Below are 23,283 nucleotides of genomic sequence, written 5' to 3' on the forward strand. Positions count from 1 at the left end.
CACCATGCCGCGTTTTGCCGCCAACCTGTCCATGCTGTTCACCGAACAGGATTTCCTTGTCCGTTTTCAAGCGGCTGCCAACGCTGGTTTTCATGGCGTTGAATACCTGTTCCCTTACGACTACAGCTCTGCCGAGATCAAGGCGCAGCTCGATGCCAACAAGCTGACCCAAGTGCTGTTCAACCTGCCGGCCGGTGACTGGGCCAAGGGTGAGCGCGGGATCGCCTGCCATCCGGATCGGGTCGAGGAGTTCCGTGCCGGGGTTGACCTGGCCATTGCTTACGCCCAGGTACTGGGCAACGACCAGATCAACTGCCTGGCGGGGATTCGCCCACAAGGCGCAGACGAAGCGCTGATCGAAAAAACCTTCGTCACCAACCTCAAATACGCGGCCGACAAGCTTCAGGCGGCGGGCATCAAGCTGGTCATGGAGTCGATCAACACCCTCGACATTCCGGGCTTTTACCTGAACAACACGAAACAGGCCCTGGCCATTCAGGAAAAGGTCGGCAGCACCAACCTGTTCCTGCAATACGACATCTACCACATGCAAATCATGGAGGGCGATCTGGCCCGCACCATGCAAACGCACCTGGGGCACATCAACCATATCCAGCTGGCCGATAACCCGGGCCGCCATGAGCCGGGCACTGGCGAAATCAACTACCGCTTCCTGTTCGATCACCTGGACCGCATTGGCTATCAGGGCTGGGTGGGTTGCGAATACAAGCCACTGACCAGCACCGAAGCCGGTCTGGTGTGGCTCAAGACCCATAACGCGGTGTAACCACAAAACACTGTAGCCGCTGCCGAAGGCTGCGATGGACTGCGCAGCAGTCCCCCTTGAAGGCCCTGCGGGCCTTATCGCAGCCTGCGGCAGCGACTACAAAGACCCTATAAAATAAGAGGATTTGTCATGGCTAAAATCGGATTTATCGGCACAGGCATCATGGGTTCGCCTATGGCCAGCAACCTGCAAAAGGCCGGGCATAGCCTGTTTCTGTCGACCCATCACGGCGCCGCACCGGCCGATCTGGTCGCCGCAGGCGCAATCGCCCTGGCCAGTCCGCGAGAAGTGGCCCAGGAAGCCGAATTCATTATTGTCATGGTGCCGGACACCCCTCAGGTCGAAGACGTGCTGTTCCGTGAAGACGGCATCGCCGCAGGCCTGAGCCCGAACAAGGTGGTGATCGACATGAGTTCGATCTCGCCGACGGCAACCAAAGCCTTCGCTGAAAAAATCAACGCCAAGGGCGCGCAGTACCTGGACGCCCCAGTGTCTGGCGGTGAAGTGGGCGCCAAGGCCGGCAGCCTGAGCATCATGGTCGGCGGCGACGAAAAAACCTTCGCCCGCGCCCTTCCCCTGCTCCAGAGCATGGGCAAAAACATCACCCTGGTCGGCGGCAACGGCGACGGTCAGACCGCCAAGGTGGCCAACCAGATCATCGTTGCCCTGAACATTCAGGCAGTGGCTGAAGCGTTGGTGTTTGCCGCCAGGAACGGTGCCGACCCGGCCAAGGTTCGCGAAGCCCTGATGGGTGGGTTTGCTTCGTCAAAAATCCTTGAAGTCCACGGCGAGCGCATGATCAAGGGCACCTTCGATCCGGGTTTCCGCATCAGCCTGCACCAGAAGGACCTCAACCTGGCCCTGGCAGGCGCCCGCGAACTGGGGATCAACCTGCCCAACACCGCCAACGCCCAACAAGTGTTCAGCACCTGCGCCGCCATCGGTGGCAGCAACTGGGACCACTCGGCGCTGATCAAAGGCCTGGAACACATGGCCAACTTCTCGATTCGCGACAAGTAACCCCGCCGGTCTGCCCTTTTTTGGGGAGACCGCACTACCTGTAGTCGCTGCCGAGGCACGAAGGCTGCGAGTTCTTGATCATGCAGGGAGCCAATCAAGAGCTCGCAGCCTTCGTGCCTCGGCAGCGACTACCAGGTAACAATCATGAGTTCACACCCCTGCCCCGACTGGGCGACTGCCCTGTGCGCCGGTTTCAGCCAAATCTTCCTCCAGCGCCATCCGCTGTGCGGAGTGATGTGCCTGCTGGCGATTCTGCTCAGTGCTCCCACCCTGCTCGGTGGCGCCTTGCTGGGCGGTGTTGCGGGGCTCTTGACCGCGCAACGTCGCGACTACCCCAAAGCCGAACGCCAGGCCGGGCTCTACAGTTACAACGGCATCTTGCTGGGGTTGCTGTTAAGCCACCAACTGGAGTGGTCCGCCCTGTTGCCCCTGCTGATTATTGCCAGTGCAGGATTGAGCACGATGCTCGTCCACCAGTGGCTAAAACGCGCCGCCCACGGGCAAAGCCTGTTGGCCTATACCGCGCCGTTTGTGGCACTTGGCTGGATCTTGCTGCACCTGAACAACACCCCTGCCCCTGCCCTGAACCCCGATCAGGCCGTCAACAGCCTGACGCTGGTACAGGCCGTGTTCAAAGGCGTGGCCCAAGTGATGCTGCTACAGCACCCCGTTGCCGGGCTGCTGATTGTGCTCGGCCTGTGCCTGAGCAGTCATCGGGCGGCGCTATGGGCCATTACGGGTTCGCTGGCGGGCCTGGCATTTGGGCTGTATCAACAGGACACGGCCGCCGCACTGGACGGGCTGGCAGGCTACAACCCGGTACTCGCCGCATTGGCCCTGAGCCAGCAGCGACGTCGGCCGTGGCTTCCATTAGTCGGCATCCTCGTCACCCTGTTGCTTACACCCGGGTTTATCGCCCTGGGGCTTGCGCCATTAACGGCGCCGTTTATTCTCAGTTGCTGGCTGGTACATGCCAGCGTACGGATACTCAGTCCCCAGGCACCCGATGCCGAAGAACAATGCAGGTTGCGCATTGAGCGTTAATACTCGAACCTTCTGACATTTGGGCATCGAGCAACCTGCATGGACAACAAGGATTGGCGCCAGCGTCTGTACATCATGGTCTTCCAGGCCGACACACCCGCAGGACGGCGCTTTGACACCGCACTGCTGCTGATCATCATGTGCAGCCTGGTGGTGGTGGTGCTCGACAGCATCAACAGCATTCACCGCGACTACGCCAACATGCTGGCCTATATCGAGTGGGGCTTTACCTTTGTCTTTGCCATCGAGTACGGCCTGCGCCTGTATTGTTCCCCCAAACCGCTGCGTTACGCCTTCAGCTTCTACGGGCTGGTGGATTTGCTGGCCATCGTGCCGGGGATCCTGGCGATCTATTACAGCGACGCGCAGTACCTGCTGATTATCCGCATCATCCGCATGCTGCGCATTTTTCGCATCCTCAAACTGCGACCCTACCTGAGCCAGGCCAACTACCTGCTCGCGGCCCTACGCGGCAGCAAGCAGAAAATCATCGTGTTCCTGGTCAGTGTCTCGACCCTGGTCACGGTGTTCGGCAGCCTGATGTACGTGGTCGAAGGCCCGGAAAACGGCTTTACCAGCATCCCGGTGAGCATTTACTGGGCCATCGTCACCCTGACGACCGTGGGCTTTGGCGACATCGTGCCCAAGACCGTGCTGGGCCAAGTGATCTCGGCCATGGTAATGATCACCGGCTACTCGATCATTGCCGTGCCCACCGGCATCTTCACCGCCGAGCTGGCCAATGCCATGCGCGGCGAACAGCTCAAGCACGACTGCCCCACCTGCAAGAAAAACACCCACGAACAATCGGCTTCTTTTTGTTCCCGTTGCGGCAATACACTCTTTGCTAAAAATGCATAACCACAGCACTTTTTAATCTTTTAAGGACTATGCGTCAGCCGTTATAGTTGCTGGCAAATTGCCCTTATTGCTCTCCATAACAAGGAATTCGCAGTGAAAAAACTCTTTAGTGCTTCAATTCTGGCCGTAGGCCTGGCCCTCGGCAGCGTCGCTCACGCAGCGACTCCTCCGCCGTTGCTGAACGTGTCCTACGACGTGATGCGTGACTTCTACAAGGACTACAACGCGGCCTTCCAGAAGCACTGGGCACAAGAGCACAACGGCGAAAAGCTCAACATACAAATGTCCTTCGGCGGCTCCAGCAAACAGGCCCGCTCAGTCATCGACGGCCTGCCGGCTGACGTGATCACCATGAACATGGCCACCGACATCAACGCCCTGGCCGACAACGGCCAGCTGGTCCCGCAAAACTGGGTCACACGCCTGCCCGACAACAGCGCGCCGTTCACCTCGGCCACTGTGTTTATCGTGCGCAAAGGCAACCCGAAAGCCCTGAACGACTGGCCTGACCTGCTCAAGGACGGCGTACAGGTGATCGTGCCCAACCCGAAAACCTCGGGCAACGGCCGCTACACCTTCCTCTCGGCCTGGGGTTATGTGCTGAAAAACGGCGGTGACGAAACCAAGGCCAAAGACTTTGTCGCCAAGCTGTTCAAGCAAGCGCCGGTACTCGACACCGGCGGCCGTGCAGCCACCACCACCTTCATGACCAACCAGATCGGCGACGTGCTGGTGACCTTCGAAAACGAGGCTGAAATGATTGCCCGTGAATTTGGCCGCGACCAGTTCGAAGTGATCTACCCGAGCGTATCGGCAGAAGCCGAGCCGCCAGTGAGCGTGGTTGACAAAGTGGTCGACAAAAAAGGCACCCGCGCAACCGCTGACGCCTATCTGAAGTACCTGTGGTCCCCTGAAGGCCAGGAAATCGCCGCCAACAACTACCTGCGTCCACGTGACAAGGCAGTACTGGCCAAATACAACGACCGCTTCCCGAAAGTCGACTTCCTGTCGGTTGAGAAAACCTTCGGTGACTGGCGCGACGTGCAGAAAAAGTACTTCAACGACGGTGGCGTGTTCGACCAGATTTATAACGGTCAATAATCCCACCAACCTCGGCAGCGACTACGGGAAGAGCATTACCCTCCCCGCAATAGCTGTACAAAAAACCAGTAAAAACACTTGCCCTCGCGCCCGTCTCTGCCCATGCTGTGCGTCTTCTGCGCACCCTGAATGAGTTGAGCGATGCGGTTGTTTTTGTGTGAAAAACCCTCCCAGGCCAAAGATATCGCCGCCGTACTCGGTGCCAGCCGACGCGGTGATGGCTGCTGGATCGGCCCCGCTGCCACCGTCACCTGGTGCATCGGCCACCTGCTCGAAACCGCCCCGCCCGACGCCTACGACGAGCGCTACAAGCGCTGGGTACTGGCCGACCTGCCGATCGTTCCCGAAAAATGGAAAATGCGCGTCAAGCCCAAGACCGCCAGCCAGTTCAAGGCCGTCAAGCGCCTGCTCGGGGAAGCCAGCGAACTGGTGATCGCCACCGACGCCGACCGTGAAGGCGAGATGATCGCCCGCGAACTGGTCGAGCACTGCCGCTATCGCGGCCCGATCCAGCGCCTGTGGCTGTCAGCCCTGGACGACGCCTCCATTCGCAAGGCCCTGGCCGCACTCAAACCGGGGGCCGAAACCTTCAACCTCTACCACTCGGCACTGGGACGCTCACGGGCCGACTGGTTGATCGGCATGAACATGAGCCGCCTGTTCACCCTGCTCGGTCGCCAGTCCGGCTATCAGGGCGTGTTGCCGGTGGGCCGGGTGCAAACCCCGACGCTGCGCCTGGTCGTCGACCGTGACCGCAGCATCAGCGACTTTATCCCCGTGGCCTACTGGGCCATTGATGTGCAACTCAAACACGACGGGCAGTTGTTCACCGCACAATGGCGCGCGGATCCCGACACGTGCGACGACCAGGACCGCTGCCTCAACCAGGCCCATGCACAGCAGGCCGCCGCCGCAATGAACAGCGCGAGCAGCGCCCGGGTGATCAAGCTGCGCACCGAGCGCATGCGTGAAGTGGCACCCTTGCCGTTCGACCTGGGCACGCTGCAAGAGGTGTGCTCAAAAAAACTCGGCCTGGGCGCCCAGGAAACCCTGGACGTCGCCCAGGCCCTGTACGAAACCTACAAAGTGATCACCTACCCGCGCAGCGACTGTGGCTACCTGCCGCAAAGCCAGCACGGTGAAGCACCGTCGATCCTGAGCGCCCTGCAGCACGCAGACCCGGCATTGGGGGCACTGGCCGCGTATCTGGACCCCCAGCGCCGTTCACGGGCCTGGAACGATGCCAAGGTCAGCGCCCACCACGGTATCATCCCCACGGCGGCCGCCAAAAACCTTGACCGCCTGAGCGGCAAACACCGCGCCGTGTATACGCTGATTCGCGCACGCTACCTGGCGCAATTTCTGCCCAACCACGAATACGACCGCACCCAGGCCGACTTCGATTGCGCAGGACAAAATGTGCGTGCCGTCGGCAAGCAAATCGTCGAGCCCGGCTGGAAGCGCGCACTGCCCGAAGCCCTGGCCCCGGCCAAGGGCCGCGAAGCCCCGGCACCACAACCGTTGCCTGTATTGCGCGAAGGCCTGGACTGCGCGATTGTCGGGGTCAACCTCAAAGACCTGTGGACCCAGCCACCCAAGCCCTTCACCGAAGGCGACCTGATCAAGGCGATGAAAAACGTCGCCAAGCTGGTGCAAGACCCACTGCTCAAGCAAAAACTCAAGGACACCACCGGCATCGGCACCGAAGCCACCCGGGCAGGCATCATCCAGGGCTTGCTGGACCGCGGTTACCTGATCAAAAACGGCAAGGCCCTGGCCGCCACGGCGCCCGCCTTCAGCCTGATCGACGCCGTGCCCCGCGCCATCGCCGACCCCGGCACCACGGCCATCTGGGAACAGGCGCTGGACATGGTGCAAAGCGGCGAAATGACCCTCGACGTATTCGTCGCCAAGCAGGCGGCCTGGATGAGCAAGCACATCGAGCGTTGCAGCGCCCTGACGCTGACCATCAGCGGCCCGGCCAGCCCGGCAGGTGCGGCACCTGCCTGGAAAAAGAAACGCAAGGCCGCAACCGGCAAGGCCAAGCCAAAACGGGCGGTGAAAGCCAAGGGAGCATGAATGCTAAAGCGAGAGTTGCCCCGAAATACAGGTCACTGCTGAGCCGCCCACCCAGATATCGTCGCCGATCTGCTCAATGGCTACGCGCCCTGCTCGCCCCATTGCCGTCCCTTGACTGGCCACATAGCGCGCCGGGGCCAGACCGTCGCCGATCAACCACTGGGCCAGCCCGGCATTCAGGCTGCCAGTGACCGGGTCTTCGGGCATGCCTTCACCGGCACAGAACGCACGTACTTCAAACTGCGCCTCATCGCCATCACGCCCGGCATTCCAGGGCGCGACCACCCCGATGGACAGGCCCATCAATTGTGCGTAATCAGGGTTTAAAGCCAGTACCTGCTCGCGATCGCGCAGCATCAGCGCCACCCAGCCGGGACCGTTGTCGACCCAACGCGCCAGCACCACCGCCTGCAACTCGATACCCAGGCCACCACAGATACGTTGCAGCAATTCACTCTCGACAGCGCCGGTACGCAACAGAGGCGGCGCCGTAAAGGCCAGTTGCCCGGCGTCGCGGCGGATTCTGATCAAGCCTGCGCTGCATTCCTGAATGATTTCTTCACCCTTGGGCGTGCCCCCGGCTTCCAGCCAGGCGTGACAACTGCCCAGCGTCGGGTGCCCGGCAAACGGCAGTTCTTTCAGAGTGGTAAAGATGCGCAAGCGGTAATCCGCTTCAGGATTTTGCGGTTTCAGCACGAAGGTGGTTTCACTGAGATTGGTCCAGCGCGCAAAGTCGGCCATCTGCCCGTCGGTCAGGCTGTCAGCGTTCAACACCACGGCAACCGGGTTGCCCTTGAGTGCAACCGTACTGAAGACATCAACTTGCTTGAATTCAAATGGGCTCATGGCCAGCTCCTGATAACGACCCGTAGCACCCTACACAATCAGGGGAAAAATGGCGCGATTTTGTCGCGGGTGCAGAAACACAAAAGCCGCGATCGGCTGTACATGCAGATCGCGGCCTTCTCGTCTTAACCCCTGTTACACGGGTTAAACCAGATCCGTACCGTCACGCCTGGCCTTGCGCATGTCGCGCCACAGGCTCACGCACAGTGTCAGCATCACCGCGGCCGCGATGGCCGGCCAGATCAATACATAAGCAGTCAAAGCGAAACTGGACATGGGGAGGCTCCGTTTTCAGTGTCAGGTTCAGGGTTGTGGTGAAAAGCCACCACCCGTTCGTTGATGCAGTCAAAATCAAATGTCTGGTTGGAACGCAAACTCACCAGCACACACACCACCGTACTGACGCCATAGGCCGTCAATGAGCTGAGCAGTACCGGGTAATCACGTAAAAAACCAAACGCAAAGGGCGCAAACACCATAAAGGCCAGCGCACCCAGCACAAACCCGGCGCGCTTACCCAAGAAGCCGAATGCCATCAGTCCGATCACCACCCCGCCACCTATCGAGGCGCAACATTCGAAAAACAGCGCCACCAAACCCTGCATCTCCAGCAACTCGAACCGCGCGACCAAAAACATCACAAAGCCTGCGATCGCCGCACTGGTAAACGCTGCATTGGTAATCCGTTCCCAATACAGGCTGGCGATGACAGGGAACACGATGGCACCCCACAGCGCACCGACAAAAATCAGCATGGTCAGAATATCGAGTTTCATGCTGGCGAAAATCATTGCCAGCATCGTTGCCAGCACCATGGTCAGGCGCCCCACAAACAACATGGTTTTGGGGTTTGGCTTGCCCTTGGCGATGTTCTTGCCATACACGTCGGTCATGACCAGTGCCGACAACGCGGACAGATCCGAGTCGGCAGTGGATGACAGCGAACCAATCACCATGATGAAAAACAGCCCCACCGCAAAAGGCGGCAAGTAGGTCGAAGCCATTTGCGGGATCAGGTTGTTGAGATCGCCGTCCAGCGGTTCGATACCGGCCAGCAATGCCATAAAACCCAGCATGCCAAGCCCGATCACGATTGAGGCATAACCGATGGTGGCCGTGACAAAGGTCGACTTCATCAAGTCCTCGCGCACGGCAAACAGGCGCTGGGCGATGGTCTGATTACCGATGGCGTAGGCCAGCACGGCGACGAAGTACGGTGCACCCTGCTCAAGAATCGCGGTTTTGGAATAGAAGCTGGCTTGCTCGGGCGTGATCTTCGGCATGCCCTGGGCAAAGAGTTCCGGGCCGCCCAGCTGAAAGAAAATAATCGGAATGATCACCACGGCAGCGAAGATCATGGCGAACAGCTGACCGAAATCTGTGAGCACCGACGAGCGAAATCCCGACCAGATGGTGTAGGTGAGAATACCCACGCCCGCAATCAGAACGCCGTGGGTAAAGCTAAGCGGCGAGAGCACCGCCACCAACGCCCCGGCGGCGGTGAAGTTGACCATCAGGCTGATGAGGCTTCCGACAATATTGGAACCCGCCAGAATCATCTGGCTGGAGCGCCCGTGCCGTGCATGCATGATTTCAGCGAGCGTGTGGGCCTTGGGTGCCAGTTGCCGAAATCGCCGGCCAAAGGGGTAAATGAACAAAATCATCAGCGCGCCCCAGAAGCCGTAGTGCAGCGCCCCCGAGATCCCGAATTTGTAACCCGCAGTGGCGGCGGCATAAAACGATGCCGCCCAGATCCAGGTGGCCGTCATGCTGGCGGCTGACATGCCAAAACCGATGGAGTTATTGGAAACCATATAACCATCGACATTTTCTTCCTTGCGACCCACACGCAAAGAAACCAGAAAAGTCAGGCCATAGAAACAAAACATAAGCAGCAACACAGTGAGGGTGGAAAGTTGAAACATTCCTTTCTCCTTTTTATGTGCGCGCAATCGCTACTGACGCAACGAAAGGCCAGGAATCGGCAAGCGCAACAACCCGGAATTCCTGACAGGCAGGCGATAGCGGACAGAGGTCCGTGGGTTGTCAGAGTGATGGCTGGCAAGTGACGGAACGCAAGTGGCGTCCCAGGTCAAAAGGCAAAGCGTGCGCTAGCACGTTGAGCCCGGTGCTTGCAGCAATGGCCGGCAGGTGCCGGGAGATAAGTCCTGCATCAGAAGCGTAAAGCCCTGACGCGGACGGATGTGAAGTATACAGATTCGAGTCAAATTGTGCTGGTTGGCACCCAACGTCCGACCACAAACAAAAACGGCGACCCGAAGGTCGCCGTTGAGCACTACTTGAATTGCCGACTCAACCCTGGCGGCACGCCGCTGATGTCAGTCTCTTCCCACGGCCCGTTGGGGCTCACCGAACGGCTCCAGCCATTGTCCCAACGGTAGTAGGCACGCTGGCGGTAGAAAATGTTGGTCTGGTTGTCCAGCACGTAAACGCCCATGCGCGCATCCCAGTGGCTGGGGCCACCCGGCGGCGGGGCGAAGGTGGCCGAGGTGCGTGGCAAGGGTTTCGGCGCCTTCGGGATCGGCATGTCCGGCAGCGGTTTGCCGGAGGGCTGGGGCGTCGGCGGCGGCATCGGCGTTGAGGGCGCCGTCGGCTCATAAGGCTGATGAACCGCACAGGCGCTCAGGCCAAGGACCAGGCTGAGCAGGGTGATGCGTGCAAATACGGCCATGGTGACTTCTCTTGTGAGTCATTATTTATTGTGCCGGCTAAACCTCTGTCTGCGGGAGCGGGCTTGCTCGCTCCCACAATCAGGAAATTACTTGTCCGGGCTGTCGATCGTCAGCTGTTGCAGCTCTTGAGTGCTGCTGGACAACGGCTGGCTACGCCCTACCCACTCGCCCGCCGTCGGCTGACCAGCACGGGAGATGCGTGCCATCAGTTGGACTTCAGGAAAGTTGGACAGTTTCAATTGCGGCATCATTGCGTCGACATCGCCCAGCTCAACCGTGATCGGCAGGTCCGCAACGGTCACGCGCTTGACCGCGAGCGGTGCCGGTGGGCCGGATACCGCACGGGCGAAAATGAATACGCTGTCGCCCGGCAAGGCACTGGCCTTGACCGCATCCGCCAGATCGACGCTCACCTTGATCGACGCCATCGCCTTGGCCACCGGCGCCGCCTCCACCTTGGCGCCGCTGGCCTGCAGCTGCTCGCGGGCTTTCGCGATACCGCCTTCGAGGGCAGAACGTGAAGCATCGCCTTCGGGCAGCTCATCCATCAAACGCTGCCAGTAGCCAATGGCCTCCTGGAAGCGCCGCTCTTCAAAGGCGGCAATGCCCAGCAGACCCAGGCTGGTGACTTCTTTCGGGTCGGCCTTGAGGGCTTCGTCGGTCAGTGCCTGGAGCGTGTCACTCCACTTTTTGTTGTCGGCGAAGTACTTCGCCTGGGCCCACTGGCCCAGCAACTCAGGCTGACGCCCGGCCAGGTTGGCAGCGCGCTCGAACACCTTGGCCGCCTCCGCCGGACGGTTTTGCGCCATATAGGCGCGACCCAGGAAGTACAGGCCTTCGGCCGAATCCGGTTGCGCAGCAGCGGCACGCTCCAGGCGCGCGACCATTTCTTCAAGGGATTGCGGCGGTTGCGAAAACTCGCGGGTCAGCTCGACTTTATCGCTGGAACCAAAGTGCAGGTACAGCCCCAAGCCCAGCACCGGCACCAGCACAGCCGCCAGCAACGGAATGGCCTTGCCCAGGCTGGAAACCCGACCCGGAGCAACGCCTTCGGTGTCAGCGAGCAATTCGCGGGCCGCTTCGGCGCGGCCGGTTTCAAATTGCTCGGGGGTCAACACGCCCTCTTCGCGCTGCTGCTGCAACTCGGCGACACGCTCCTGGTACAGCGCGACATTCAATGCGGTGCGGTCTTCTTCGCGCTGGGCGCGGCGGCCACGCAATACCGGGATCAATAAAAAGCTGAGGGCTATGAGTAGCAGCAGGCCTGCTGCGAGCCAGAAATCAATCATCTTTGGTTTTATCCAGCAAAGTGTCGAGGCGCTTGCGCTCCTCGACAGAAAGTGTGTCCGAGCTTTCGGTCTGCACCGTGCGACGACGGCGCCCCACGATGACGCCAATCACTACCAGCCCCCCCACCAGCAAGGCCAGCGGGCCAAACCAGAGCACTGCCGTCTTGCTGGTCAGGGCCGGTTTGTAGAGCACGAAATCGCCGTAGCGGGCGACCATGAAATCGAGGATCTGCTGGTTGTCCTTGCCCTCGCCCAGCATGCGGAAAATCTCGCGGCGCAGGTCGGTGGCAATCGGTGCGTTGGAATCGGCAATGTCCTGATTCTGGCACTTGGGGCAGCGCAGTTCCTTGGTCAGTTCGCGAAAACGCTCGCGCTCGGCGTCGTTGGCAAACTCGTAGGTGTCGATGGCGGCATGGGCAATACCCGTCAACGTCAACCCGAACACCACAGCGGCTAGCCAGCGCTTCATGGTTTGGCCTCGTCAACCAGTGCCTGATATTTGCCCGCAAGCTGCTCGCGCCACACGGTTTCGTCGATCACACCCACAAACTTGTGGCGAATGATGCCCTTGCTGTCGATCAGGAATGTCTCGGGCGCGCCGTACACGCCCAGGTTCAGGCCCAGGGTGCCGTCAGCATCGTCGATGTCCAGCTGGTACGGGTTGTGGAACTCCTTGAGCCACTTTTTCGCGTCCGCGTTGACGTCCTTGTAGTTCACGCCGTAGATCACCACGCCCTGCTCGGCCAGCTTGGTCAGCATCGGGTGTTCGACCCGGCATGAAATGCACCAGGTGGCCCACACGTTGACCAGCGCGGGCTTGCCCTTGAGGTCGGCCTCGGTCAGGACCTTGTCGCCCTCCACCGCAGGCAGGCTGAATGCCGGGAACGGCTTGTCGATCATCGCCGACGGCAACTCGGTCGGGTCCAGGTACAAGCCTCTGTAGAGAAACCACGCCATGCCCAAGAACACGGCCAGGGGGATCAGCATCAACCAGCGTCTCATGCCGTGGCTCCTGTCATGCCCAATGCTTCACGCACGCGGCTTTTAACCTTGACCCGGTAGCGACGGTCCATCGCTGCCAGCAATCCACCCAAACCTGTGAGCAGGCCGCCAAACCAGATCCAGCGGACAAACGGCTTCACATGCACCCGCACCGCCCAGGCGCCATCGCCCAAGGGCTCGCCCAGGGCGACGTAGAGATCACGGGTGAAACCGGCGTCGATCCCGGCCTCGGTCATCATCGAGTTCTGCACCGTGTACAGGCGTTTTTCCGGGTGCAGCACGCTGACTTCCTTGCCGTTACGGATCACACGCACGGTACCTTTGTCCGACGTGAAGTTCGGGCCCTGGAAGTGCTTGGCACCTTCAAAGATGAAGTGATAACCGCCCAGCTCCATCGACTCGCCCGGCGCCAGGCGCAAATCGCGCTCGGCACTGTTCTGGCTCGACAGCACCACACCCAGGGCGCACACGGCGATACCCAGGTGGGCGATCTGCATGCCCCAGTAGCTGCGGGTCAGGCAGCGTACGCCTTTGACCAGGCCTTTGTGACGGGTTTTGTCACCAATGTCGCGCACCCCGGCCAGCAGCACCCAGGACGCCAGCATAAAGGTGGTCAGCACGGCCCAGTTGAAATCGCCATAAGCCACGCCTGCAATCGCCGACAGCGCGGCGCTGCCCAGCAACACCGGGGTCAGCATGCCCAACAGCCATTTGACCGGGGTGTCTTTCCAGCGCACCAGCATGCCCACCGCCATCACCACCATCAGCAACCCCATCAGCGGGATGAACATGGCGTTGAAGTACGGCGGGCCCACCGACATCTTGGCGCCGCTGATGGCATCCACAATCAGCGGGTACAGGGTGCCGAGCAGAATCATCGACGCGGCCACCACCAGCACCAGGTTGTTGCCCAGCAGCAAGGTCTCCCGCGACCACAGCTTGAAGCTGACGTGGCTTTTGACCACTGGCGCACGCAACGCAAACAGGGTCAGCGAGCCGCCCACCACAAACAGCAGGAAGATCAGGATGAAAACGCCGCGCTCAGGGTCGGAGGCGAATGCATGCACCGAGGTCAGTACGCCGGAACGGACCAGGAAAGTTCCCAGCAGGCTCAGGGAAAACGCGGCAATGGCCAGCAGCACGGTCCAGCTTTTGAACACGCCACGTTTTTCGGTCACGGCCAGCGAGTGAATCAGGGCAGTGCCCACCAGCCACGGCATGAACGAGGCGTTCTCCACCGGGTCCCAGAACCACCAGCCGCCCCAGCCAAGTTCGTAGTACGCCCACCATGAGCCCAGGGTGATGCCGATACCGAGGAAGGCCCACGCCACGATGGTCCACGGGCGGGACCAGCGCGCCCATGCAGCGTCCAGTCGGCCGCCCAGCAAGGCGGCAATGGCGAAAGCAAAGGCCACCGAGAAACCGACATAACCCATGTACAGCATCGGCGGGTGAACAATCAGGCCGATGTCCTGCAGCAGCGGGTTAAGGTCATTACCGTCCGAAGGAATCTGCGGCAGCAAGCGTACGAAAGGATCCGAAGTCAGGATCAAAAACAGCAGGAAGCCCACGCTGATCATGCCCATGATCGCCAGCACCCGCGCCAGCATCACTTGCGGCAATTGCCGCGAGAAGATCGACACGGCGAAGGTCCAGCCGCCCAGAATCATGGCCCACAGCAGCAGCGAACCTTCGTGGGCGCCCCACACGGCACTGAACTTGTAGTACCACGGCAACGCACTGTTGGAGTTGCTCGCCACGTACGCCACCGAGAAATCATCGGCCATGAAGGCATACGTCAGGCAGCCGAACGAGAACAACAAGAAGGCAAACTGCCCCCAAGCGGCGGGTTGCGCCAGGCTCATCCACAATTTGTCGCCGCGCCAGGCTCCCAGCAGCGGCACGATGGCCTGCACAATGGCAAAGCACAGCGCCAGAATCATGGCCAGATGGCCCAATTCAGGAATATAGAGTCCAGACATCAGTACTTACCCTCACTCGCCGGCACAGGCGCGGACAGGCCGCTTTCATTCAACGCCTTGGTGACTTCAGGCGGCATGTATTTTTCGTCGTGCTTGGCCAGCACTTCATCGGCCACTACCACGCCCTGGGCATTGAGCTTGCCCAGCGCGACGATGCCCTGCCCTTCACGGAACAGATCCGGGAGGATGCCGCGGTAGGTGATGGTCACGGACTTGTTGAAATCGGTGACCACAAACTGTACGTCCAGCGAGTCGCCCGAACGCTTGAGCGATCCGGCTTCAACCATGCCACCGGCACGGATACGGGTGTCCAGTGGCGCTTCGCCATTGGCGATTTGGGTCGGGGTATAGAACAGGTTGATGTTCTGCTGCAAGGCGCTCAGGGCAAGGGCCACGGCAGCGCCCACACCCACCAGAATCGCCAGGATGATGATCAAACGTTTTTTACGCAGCGGATTCACTTCATATTCTCCCGACGCAAACGACGCGCCTCTTGTTGCAAATAACGTCGGCGCGCCATGATCGGCAGCGCCACGTTCAACGCCAGTACCGCCAGGCAAATGCCGTAGGCCGACCAGACATACACCCCGTGATGGCCCATGGCGATGAAGTCACCAAAAGAAGCAAAACTCATCGCGCGCCCTCCAGTGCCTTCAACACCTCAGCCTTGACCCAGCTGCTGCGGGCCTCGCGCTTGAGTACTTCCAGGCGCATGCGCAACAGCAGCACTGCGCCAAAGAAGCAATAAAAGCCCAGCACCGTGAGCAGCAGCGGCATCCACATTTCCATGGGCATGGCCGGTTTTTCTGTGAGGGTGAAGGTCGCGCCCTGATGCAGGGTGTTCCACCACTCCACCGAGTACTTGATGATCGGGATATTGATCACGCCCACAATCGCCAACACCGCGCAGGCCTTGGCCGCGCTGTCGCGGTTAGTGATGGCATTGCCCAGGGCAATCAGGCCGAAATACAGAAACAGCAGGATCAGCATCGAGGTCAGGCGCGCATCCCAGACCCACCACGAGCCCCAGGTCGGCTTGCCCCAGACGGCACCGGTGACCAGCGCCACGGCGGTCATCCAGGCACCGATGGGCGCGGCAGCCTGCAGCGCCACGTCGGCGATTTTCATCTTCCAGACCAGACCCACCACACCGCACACCGCCAGCATCACATAGCAGGACTGCGCCAGCATGGCGGCCGGAACATGGATATAAATGATCCGGAAACTGTTGCCCTGCTGGTAGTCCGGCGGCGCAAACGCCAGGCCCCAGACCACCCCGCAGGTGATCAGCAACACGGCAGCAATGCTTAACCACGGCAACAGCCGCCCACTAATGGCATAGAACCATTTGGGCGAGCCGAGTTTGTGAAACCAAGTCCAGTTCATCACGCTGTTTCCATCACGGTGCCGGTCACGACAGGTCGAGTGTCATGCCAGCCAGGGTCTTTACTGGTCCACGGGGACCAGACCTCATTATTCACCGACGCTGATTTTCAGGCCGGCAGCTATAGCAAAGGGTGTCAGGGTTACTGCCAGGGCGGTCAGGCTACCAAGCCACAGCAGATAACCGGTTGCGGGCATGCCCTGGAGTGCCGCCTGCAAGGCGCCACTGCCCAGGATCAGCACCGGGATATATAAAGGCAAAATCAGCAACGCCAGCAGCAGGCCTCCACGCTTGAGACCAACGGTCAGCGCAGCCCCCACGGCCCCGAGCAGGCTCAATACCGGCGTCCCGAGCAGCAACGACATCAGCAACACCGGCAGGCAGGCTACCGGCAGCCCCAGCATCAAGGCCAGCAGTGGCGACAGGATGACCAGCGCCAGGCCGGAGAACAGCCAGTGTGCCAGCACTTTGGCCAAGACCAGTAGTGGCAGGGGGTGCGACGAAAGGACCCACTGCTCAAGGGATCCGTCCTCAAAATCACTGCGAAAAAGCCCGTCCAGCGAGAGCAAAACCGCTAAAAGCGCCGCGACCCACAGCAGCCCCGGAGACAAGGTTTGCAACAATTGAGTCTCGGGTCCGACCGCCAAAGGGAACATGGCGATCACAATTGCAAAAAATACCAGGGGGTTGGCCAACTCGGCCGGACGGCGAAACAGCAAGCGCGCCTCACGTGTTACCAACGTTGCGAACACACTCATACAGCCCACTGTCCCAGGTCGATATTGCGATAACCGGCCGGCATCCGGCTCAACGTATGGTGTGTGGTAAGCACCACCATGCCGCCGCTTTCGCAGTGGCGGGCCAGGTGTTCTTCGAGTTGCGCCACGCCTTGTTTGTCGAGCGCGGTAAAGGGCTCGTCGAGAATCCACAACGGCGGGCTGTCCAGATACAAACGGGCCAGCGCCACACGCCGCTGCTGGCCGGCCGACAAGGTGTGGCACGGCACATCTTCAAAGCCCTTGAGCCCTACCGCCGCCAGTGCCGTCCAGATCGCTTCGCGGGTGGCCGGGCGGTGCAACGCACAGAGCCAGCCCAGGTTTTCTTCGGCGGTGAGCAAATCCTTGATCCCGGCGGCATGGCCGATCCACAGCAGGTTGATCGTCAGTTCATGGCGCTGACTGCTCAAGGCCTGACCGTTGAGGCGTACTTCCCCCGCCGTCGGCTGCATCAGGCCCGCCAACAATCGCAGCAGGCTGGTTTTGCCGCTGCCGTTGGGGCCGCTGATTTGCAACATGTCACCGCTGGCCAGACGCAATTCGAGGTTCTCGAACAACATCCGCCAGTCACGCTCACAGGCGAGCGATACGGCTTCTAAAAGAGGGCTGGTCACGTAATTGAGGCCTTCACGGTTCAAGTCGGCTCAGGCGCGGCCGTTAAAGTGATGCAGAATAAATGCATTTGCGGCCGGTTTCAGAGAGCTGGATCAAACAATTGCAATGTTTTCATGCCCTCTGAACGACGGGGCAGCATTATACATGCCATGTCCTACGCTAAAGAGGGCAATTTCGACAGGTTGTTACGATGAAAGGCGACATGAATATTCCACCTATCCCACAAACCACGCCCAGTAGTCTGCGCCCCGGTCTTGTGGGCGGTGAAGTGCTCAAGTTGTTACAGCCTGCCGAAGGCCTGATAAGACCCGGCCAAAGTGCCCAGGCAGAAGTGATATCGCTCAAGCAAAACGATCTGGCGTTCCAGTTGCTGCTCAAGCTGACCCTGGCCGGTGGCCGGGAAACCAACGTCCAGGCCAGCAGCAACTTTCCTTTGCCCGTGGGCACACAGTTGGCCGTGACCCAGCCTTCAGCAGGCAATCTTGCGATCAGCCTGCAACAGGCACTGAGTAGCAGCGTCGCCACCCTGACCCGCCTTGATACACAGCAAGTACCCGTGGGCACGCTGCTCCAGGGCAAAGTGCTGACCACCCAGGCATTGGCCCAACCCGCCGGGCAACCGGCAATCTATCGCTCGTTGGTCACACTGCTCAACAGCGCCTTGAGCGGCAGCACCCTGACCCTGGACAGCCCGCAGCCTTTGCGGATCGGCAGTTTGCTGAGCACCCGGGTGCACGATGCGCAAAGCCTGAACTTTGTCCCACTCAGTGGGCGCCAGGAGCAACTGGCCGTCACGCAGCAACTCGCAATTCAACAAAGCCGCCAAGGGTCACTGGAGGGACTGCTCAGCGCCCTGCAAAAACTGCCGCCCAACGCACAGATGCCTCCTGAACTACGTGCCTCTATCGACACGCTGTTGGCTCAATTGCCTACACCCTCGCAACTGAGCAGCCCCAAAGCACTGAGCAGTGCCTTGCTCAACAGCGGCGCATTCCTGGAAGCCAAGTTGCTCAGCGGTCAGGTACAAGCACTGGCTCCGGACATGAAGGCCACGTTGCTGCGACTGATTGCGCAGATTCTTCCCGGCGTACCGGCCAGTACCGGTTTCAATCCCGGCATGGCTGCCAGCACCCAGGCCCAGGCACTGCCGACCTTTGTGCGCAATGCCCTGGGCATGCTCGGCCAGGTCAGCGCCAAGCCGCAGCCGGGCGGTTTCCCCCTGCCCCAGCGTTCGGTGCAGAGCGGCGAACATGAAGACAGCCTGGAAAACTTGCTGAAACTGGCAGCGGCGGCCATTTCACGCCTGCAAAGTCATCAGTTGTCGAGTCTTGAGCAAAGCGGACGCACGGCCGATGGCGGCGTGCTGACCACATGGCAACTGGAAATCCCCATGCGCAATGCCCACGACATCGTGCCTTTGCAGGTCAAGTTTCAGCGAGAAGACCCGCCCGAAAAAGAGCCACAAGACACACCCGAGCCCCGGGAAATCAAGGACCCGCTGTGGCGGGTAGAACTGGCCTTCGACCTCGCGCCTCTGGGTCCGCTGCATGTGCAGGCGCAGCTGCTGCGCGGCAGCCTGTCGGGCCAGCTGTGGGCCGAACGGGCCTCTACGGCGCACTTGATCGAGAGCCAGCTGGGCGACTTGCGCCAGCGTTTGAACGACGCAGGGTTGAGCGTGACCGATCTGGACTGCCACCAGGGCACCCCGCCACAGAGCGGCCACACCCGACTGGAACAACGCTGGGTGGACGAAACCGCATGAACACAGAGTCCGCACCCCGCCAGGCGATAGCCCTCAAATACGACGGCAAACAGGCCCCTACCCTCACCGCCAAAGGCGACGATGAATTGGCGCAAGCCATCCTCATACTGGCCCGCGAGCATGGGGTGCCGATCTATGAAAATGCCGAGCTGGTCAAATTACTGGCGCGCATGGAATTGGGCGACAGCATCCCGCAGGAGTTGTACCGAACCCTGGCAGAAATCATTGCCTTTGCCTGGCAGCTCAAAGGCAAATTCCCGGCAGGGTTTGATCCGGACGCCGAGCCGCAAGAGCGGGATATCACCCCCTGACAGCCTCAGACCTTGTAGTCGCTGCCGAGGAACGAAGGCTGCGATCGACGGCACAGAGCGGTCAGTCAGTCAAACCGTGTCGACACCCTCGCGAGCAAGCCCGCTCCCGCGGGCATGGTTTGACACCCTCACGATCGCAAAGCCCCGTCCACCTGCTGCGCAGCCTCAAGCAGCACACTGTCCTGACGAAAACCACCAATCAGTTGCAACCCCACCGGCAGTTCACCCGGCTGCCTGGGTAAGGGAATGTTGATTTGAGGCAGCCCGAATGCCATCCAGCATTTGCAAAAGTCCGAAGGACCCGTCGTTTCCAGGCCCAGGGGCGCAACCATGCCGCAGGTGACGCTCAGCATCGCATCGTAGGGTGCAAAAATCGCCTGCAGTCTCGGTGCCTGCGCAGCCAGGCGAGCCTTGGCCGCTGACTCCTGCTCCCATGTCGTACCCCTGGCCCGTTCGATCATGGCCACCACTGACGGGCTCAGCAGTTCAGGGCTGGATTGCCACTCTTTGGACAGCGACCGTGCGCCCTCGCAGTCATTGATCAACAGGTGGTCGTCAAACACGTTCGCAAAATCATCCGGCAGGTCCACTGTGGTCACGGTGTGGCCTGCAGCCTTCAACCTCTGGACCGCCGCCAGTAAAGCGTCAGCCACCACCGGATCCACCTGGTCCCAGCGCGCAGTACGACAAAACCCGAACGTCCTGCTGCCGCTCTCCCGAGCCGATTGCGGCAAACCGGGCACCAGTACCTGAGCGACGAGAGCCAGGTCGCGAACCGACCGGCCATACCAGCCCAGCGTGTCGAAGCTGGGTGCCAGGGGCTTGATCCCTTCCAGCGAAACCAGCCCATAGGAAGGTTTAAACGCATACAGCCCGCAATAGGACGCAGGCTTGAGCAGCGAGCCCGCCGTTTGCGTGCCCAGCGCCACAGGAAAGAAACCCGCGGCCATGCCTGCAGCAGAACCGGCACTGGAGCTGCCTGGAGTCCGGTCCAGATCATGGGGATTGCGGGTCGGCCCGGTTTGCATATAGGCAAACTCGGTGGTGTGGGTCTTGCCCATGATCACCGCTCCCGCCTGTCGCAGCAGCGCAACCACATGGGCATCGCGAGACGGCCAGTTGTTGTCATAGATCGGGGAGTAAAAACCCGTGGGGTGGTCGCGGGTATCAATGATGTCCTTGACCCCAATCGGCACTCCGGCCAGCAAGCCGTTGATCCCGGGGCTGCTCAGCCCCTGTGCCTGTTTGCGCACCACCTGCGGGTCGAGGGCGACGAACGCCCGGATCGCAGACTCACGGGCGTTTGTCTGACTCAGGAAATGCTCGGCCACAATGCCGGGGCTCAGGTGCGCGGTGCGGACCTGCTCGGCAATCGAGTGGGCGTCCGCCGTGTCGAGAAAACTCATGCTGTATTCAACCTCTGCTCATGACTGCGTTACTGGGCATACACCGACGCCCACTCTGTAAAACCCTTGATCTCGATGGGGTTGCCCGAAGGATCGAGGAAAAACATCGTCGCCTGCTCCCCCGGGGTCCCGACAAAACGAAGGGTCGGCTCCAGCACAAACTCCACGCCGCGATCCATCAGACGCTCTTTCAAGGCCAGCCAGTCAGGCATGCTCAGCACCACCCCGAAATGCGGCATGGGCACCCAGTGATCGCCCACCTTGCCGGTGTTGCTGACGGCAAACGGCTCACCCAGGTGCAAGGACAATTGATGGCCGAAAAAATCGATGTCCAGCCACGTATCAGTGCTGCGACCTTCCGCGCAGCCCAGCACATCGCAGTAAAAGTGGCGCGCCGAGCCCAGATCGTGAACGTGATAAGCAAAATGAAAGAGTGATTGCACAGTAACCTCCTGAAACTTGAAATAGCCCAATGCCCCTGCAGGAAATCATGCAGTGCGCCATTCAAAAGAGATAACCTGTTATTTTTTCCATTAAAGAAAGAAATTCTAATGGATACGCGCTATCTCAGAAGCCTGATCGCCGTGGTGGAATGCGGGTCAATCGCCAAGGCGGCCCGCCTGGAAAACCTGACGGCTGCCGCGGTCAGCCAGCGTATTGTGGCGCTCGAACGGCAGTTGGGGCTCCAGCTTCTGGTGCGGGTCGGCCACGAGGCCAAGCCCAGCCTGGCCTGCATGGACTTGCTGCCCAGGGCCAGAGGCATCGTCGATGAAGTGGCGCTTCTGACAAGTGACGTCGACGCCCTGGGCCTGACCGGCCCCTTGCGCATCGGTGCGATTTCAACGGTACTCACGGGCCTTCTGCCCCAGGCCTTGCGCAGCCTGACCCGCTCAACTCCCCAGCTGAAGCCGGTGATCGTTCCAGGGACATCCCGTTCGCTGTATCAGGCGCTGGAGGCCAACGAACTGGATGCCGCGATAGTGGTCGCGCCGCCGTTCACGCTGGCCAAGACCTTCAATGGGGTATTGCTGCGCAAGGAACCCTTGGTGTTTATCTCCAATGAGCACTCAAGCCAAAGCATCGACGCGCGCCTGCAACACTGCCCGTATATTCAATATGACCCGGATGCGTGGGGGGGCCGGCATGCCGTCCAGTACCTGCAAGACCAGGGGCTGAAACCAGCCGCCCTGCTGGATCTGGATGCGCTGGAAACCATCGCCCTGCTGACTGCGCAGGGGTTGGGAGTCAGCCTGGTGCCTTGCTGGTCGGGGATTGAGCGCTGGACGGACAGTTGTGTCGTGGAGCCTGTGGGTGACGAACGCTATGACCGCAGGATTATGCTGATCAGTCATGCACAAGGGCCACGGGTGCGAATGGTTGAAGCGTTGAAACAGGCGCTGCAGGAGAAGACGCCATAACCTGATCTGTGGGATCAGGATCAGGTTCAGCCCTTGTGCATCTTGCTCATCAACTCGGCCTCGGCCTGAGTCAAACCACAGGCCTGGGTCAGTTCGTCGACGCTGGCGCCCATGCTGACCAGGCGCGCTGCCTGGTTGAACGACAGGCTGGTAGGGTCGCGCTGTTCCAGCTGGGTCAGCTTTTCGGGCAGCGGTGCGACCACCGCGCGCAGCTCGTGCAGGTCTTCACCCATTTGCACATTGCCGTTCTGGTAGGTGTCCAGCCGCCGCGCCAGTTCCCTGAGGCGCCGGTCACGCTGCTCATCGCCCGCAACCTGCTGCGCCGCGAGCACGCGCTGACGGCGCACATGGCTCACGAACAACCACAGGGTCACAGCCCACAACAGGCCCAGGACGATTACCGCCACCTCAAGGATCAATCAGATGTTCTCCAGATCCGACCATTCTTCTTCGGTCATCATTTTGTCCAGCTCAACCAGAATCAGCAGTTCGCCGTTCTTGTTGCATACGCCCTGGATAAACTTGGCCGACTCGTCGTTGCCCACATTAGGCGCCGTTTCGATTTCAGACTGACGCAGGTAAACCACCTCGGCCACGCTGTCGACCAGAATCCCGACCACTTGTTTGTCCGCTTCGATGATGACGATGCGCGAATTGTCGGTGATTTCTGCGTTGTAGAGGCCAAAACGCTGACGCGTATCGATGACCGTCACCACGTTGCCGCGCAGGTTGATAATGCCCAGCACGTAGGAAGGCGCACCGGGGACCGGGGCAATTTCGGTGTAACGCAGCACTTCCTGCACTTGCATCACATTGATGCCGTAGGTCTCGTTGTCCAGCTTGAAGGTCACCCATTGCAGGATCGGATCTTCACTACTTTGTTGTGCGGCTGACTGTTTCATACACC

26 protein-coding genes are annotated in these 23,283 nt (G+C 60.4%); 9 read left to right on the forward strand and 17 right to left on the reverse strand.

Annotation, left to right across the window (positions count from 1 at the left end):
• The first annotated feature begins 4 nt into the window (after window positions 1-4).
• The 6 genes from hyi to VSQ83_RS15635 all read left to right on the forward strand — a co-directional run bounded on the left by hyi (window position 5) and on the right by VSQ83_RS15635 (window position 6,892).
• Window positions 5-787, forward strand: coding sequence for a hydroxypyruvate isomerase (gene hyi / locus VSQ83_RS15610; RefSeq protein ID WP_133076049.1), 783 nt, complete (start codon window positions 5-7; stop codon window positions 785-787).
• A gap of 129 nt (window positions 788-916) precedes the next feature.
• Window positions 917-1,807, forward strand: coding sequence for a 2-hydroxy-3-oxopropionate reductase (locus tag VSQ83_RS15615; RefSeq protein ID WP_219261028.1), 891 nt, complete (start codon window positions 917-919; stop codon window positions 1,805-1,807).
• A gap of 144 nt (window positions 1,808-1,951) precedes the next feature.
• Window positions 1,952-2,851 (forward strand): urea transporter, encoded by a 900-nt coding sequence (locus VSQ83_RS15620; protein ID WP_326397661.1) that lies wholly within the window; start codon window positions 1,952-1,954, stop codon window positions 2,849-2,851.
• A 39-nt stretch (window positions 2,852-2,890) separates the two neighbouring features.
• Window positions 2,891-3,712, forward strand: coding sequence for an ion transporter (locus VSQ83_RS15625; RefSeq protein WP_326427172.1), 822 nt, complete (start codon window positions 2,891-2,893; stop codon window positions 3,710-3,712).
• Window positions 3,713-3,805: 93 nt separating this feature from the next.
• Window positions 3,806-4,813, forward strand: a complete 1,008-nt coding sequence (locus tag VSQ83_RS15630; protein WP_133076045.1) for a sulfate ABC transporter substrate-binding protein — start codon at window positions 3,806-3,808, stop codon at window positions 4,811-4,813.
• Between the two features lie 141 nt (window positions 4,814-4,954).
• Window positions 4,955-6,892, forward strand: coding sequence for a DNA topoisomerase III (locus VSQ83_RS15635; protein WP_326427173.1), 1,938 nt, complete (start codon window positions 4,955-4,957; stop codon window positions 6,890-6,892).
• 3 nt (window positions 6,893-6,895) lie between these two features.
• On the opposite strand, the gene VSQ83_RS15640 is transcribed toward VSQ83_RS15635, so the two are convergent.
• From VSQ83_RS15640 to ccmA, 13 genes are all read right to left on the reverse strand, one after another.
• Window positions 6,896-7,738 carry a PhzF family phenazine biosynthesis protein gene (locus tag VSQ83_RS15640; protein ID WP_133076043.1) on the reverse strand — a complete coding sequence of 281 codons (843 nt, stop codon included), beginning with the start codon at window positions 7,736-7,738 and terminating at the stop codon, window positions 6,896-6,898.
• Window positions 7,739-7,882: 144 nt separating this feature from the next.
• Window positions 7,883-8,014, reverse strand: coding sequence for a putative transporter small subunit (locus tag VSQ83_RS15645; protein ID WP_326397658.1), 132 nt, complete (start codon window positions 8,012-8,014; stop codon window positions 7,883-7,885).
• Window positions 7,996-9,663, reverse strand: a complete 1,668-nt coding sequence (locus tag VSQ83_RS15650; protein WP_133076042.1) for a sodium:solute symporter family protein — start codon at window positions 9,661-9,663, stop codon at window positions 7,996-7,998. The genes VSQ83_RS15645 and VSQ83_RS15650 overlap by 19 nt, the downstream gene beginning before the upstream one ends.
• Window positions 9,664-10,034: 371 nt before the next feature.
• The gene (locus VSQ83_RS15655; RefSeq protein ID WP_133076041.1) at window positions 10,035-10,430 is read right to left on the reverse strand and encodes a hypothetical protein; all 396 of its coding nucleotides are present in this window, start codon (window positions 10,428-10,430) and stop codon (window positions 10,035-10,037) included.
• A gap of 87 nt (window positions 10,431-10,517) precedes the next feature.
• On the reverse strand, window positions 10,518-11,720 hold the full coding sequence (ccmI, locus tag VSQ83_RS15660) for a c-type cytochrome biogenesis protein CcmI (RefSeq protein WP_326427174.1): 1,203 nt from the start codon (window positions 11,718-11,720) through the stop codon (window positions 10,518-10,520).
• Window positions 11,713-12,189 (reverse strand): cytochrome c-type biogenesis protein, encoded by a 477-nt coding sequence (locus VSQ83_RS15665; RefSeq protein ID WP_326427175.1) that lies wholly within the window; start codon window positions 12,187-12,189, stop codon window positions 11,713-11,715. Before VSQ83_RS15665 ends, ccmI begins: the two co-directional genes overlap by 8 nt.
• A complete protein-coding gene (locus tag VSQ83_RS15670; RefSeq protein WP_133076038.1) occupies window positions 12,186-12,722 on the reverse strand; it encodes a DsbE family thiol:disulfide interchange protein in 537 nt (178 codons plus the stop codon). The genes VSQ83_RS15665 and VSQ83_RS15670 overlap by 4 nt, the downstream gene beginning before the upstream one ends.
• Window positions 12,719-14,704 (reverse strand): heme lyase CcmF/NrfE family subunit, encoded by a 1,986-nt coding sequence (locus tag VSQ83_RS15675; RefSeq protein ID WP_219261021.1) that lies wholly within the window; start codon window positions 14,702-14,704, stop codon window positions 12,719-12,721. The genes VSQ83_RS15670 and VSQ83_RS15675 overlap by 4 nt, the downstream gene beginning before the upstream one ends.
• Window positions 14,704-15,165: a cytochrome c maturation protein CcmE gene (ccmE, locus tag VSQ83_RS15680; RefSeq protein WP_133076036.1), complete on the reverse strand. Its 462-nt coding sequence runs from the start codon at window positions 15,163-15,165 to the stop codon at window positions 14,704-14,706. The genes VSQ83_RS15675 and ccmE overlap by 1 nt, the downstream gene beginning before the upstream one ends.
• Window positions 15,162-15,338 carry a heme exporter protein CcmD gene (gene ccmD / locus VSQ83_RS15685; protein WP_133076035.1) on the reverse strand — a complete coding sequence of 59 codons (177 nt, stop codon included), beginning with the start codon at window positions 15,336-15,338 and terminating at the stop codon, window positions 15,162-15,164. The genes ccmE and ccmD overlap by 4 nt, the downstream gene beginning before the upstream one ends.
• Window positions 15,335-16,093, reverse strand: a complete 759-nt coding sequence (locus tag VSQ83_RS15690; RefSeq protein ID WP_219261020.1) for a heme ABC transporter permease — start codon at window positions 16,091-16,093, stop codon at window positions 15,335-15,337. Before VSQ83_RS15690 ends, ccmD begins: the two co-directional genes overlap by 4 nt.
• 84 nt (window positions 16,094-16,177) lie before the next feature.
• A complete protein-coding gene (ccmB, locus tag VSQ83_RS15695; RefSeq protein ID WP_133076033.1) occupies window positions 16,178-16,846 on the reverse strand; it encodes a heme exporter protein CcmB in 669 nt (222 codons plus the stop codon).
• Window positions 16,843-17,424 carry a cytochrome c biogenesis heme-transporting ATPase CcmA gene (gene ccmA, locus VSQ83_RS15700; RefSeq protein ID WP_405046756.1) on the reverse strand — a complete coding sequence of 194 codons (582 nt, stop codon included), beginning with the start codon at window positions 17,422-17,424 and terminating at the stop codon, window positions 16,843-16,845. Before ccmA ends, ccmB begins: the two co-directional genes overlap by 4 nt.
• Window positions 17,425-17,669: 245 nt before the next feature.
• Here ccmA and fliK point away from each other — a divergent pair, with 245 nt between their 5' ends.
• A complete protein-coding gene (gene fliK / locus VSQ83_RS15705; RefSeq protein WP_326427176.1) occupies window positions 17,670-19,241 on the forward strand; it encodes a flagellar hook-length control protein FliK in 1,572 nt (523 codons plus the stop codon).
• Window positions 19,238-19,552, forward strand: coding sequence for an EscU/YscU/HrcU family type III secretion system export apparatus switch protein (locus VSQ83_RS15710; RefSeq protein ID WP_326427177.1), 315 nt, complete (start codon window positions 19,238-19,240; stop codon window positions 19,550-19,552). Before fliK ends, VSQ83_RS15710 begins: the two co-directional genes overlap by 4 nt.
• A gap of 128 nt (window positions 19,553-19,680) precedes the next feature.
• Here the strand turns inward: VSQ83_RS15710 and VSQ83_RS15715 are convergent, their stop codons facing one another.
• Window positions 19,681-20,958, reverse strand: a complete 1,278-nt coding sequence (locus VSQ83_RS15715; RefSeq protein WP_326427178.1) for an amidase — start codon at window positions 20,956-20,958, stop codon at window positions 19,681-19,683.
• 29 nt (window positions 20,959-20,987) lie between these two features.
• On the reverse strand, window positions 20,988-21,401 hold the full coding sequence (locus tag VSQ83_RS15720) for a VOC family protein (protein WP_219261016.1): 414 nt from the start codon (window positions 21,399-21,401) through the stop codon (window positions 20,988-20,990).
• A gap of 108 nt (window positions 21,402-21,509) precedes the next feature.
• Between VSQ83_RS15720 and VSQ83_RS15725 the strand changes: the two genes are divergently transcribed.
• The gene (locus VSQ83_RS15725; protein ID WP_326427179.1) at window positions 21,510-22,376 is read left to right on the forward strand and encodes a LysR family transcriptional regulator; all 867 of its coding nucleotides are present in this window, start codon (window positions 21,510-21,512) and stop codon (window positions 22,374-22,376) included.
• Window positions 22,377-22,402: 26 nt separating this feature from the next.
• On the opposite strand, the gene VSQ83_RS15730 is transcribed toward VSQ83_RS15725, so the two are convergent.
• Entirely contained in the window at window positions 22,403-22,795 is a 393-nt protein-coding gene (locus VSQ83_RS15730) for a DUF2802 domain-containing protein (RefSeq protein ID WP_133076027.1), read from the reverse strand.
• On the reverse strand, window positions 22,796-23,278 hold the full coding sequence (locus tag VSQ83_RS15735) for a chemotaxis protein CheW (RefSeq protein ID WP_133076026.1): 483 nt from the start codon (window positions 23,276-23,278) through the stop codon (window positions 22,796-22,798). It abuts the gene before it with no gap.
• Window positions 23,279-23,283: the final 5 nt, after the last annotated feature.

Origin of the sequence: Pseudomonas sp. DSV-1, from assembly GCF_035830915.1 — a bacterium.
Classification (GTDB): domain Bacteria; phylum Pseudomonadota; class Gammaproteobacteria; order Pseudomonadales; family Pseudomonadaceae; genus Aquipseudomonas.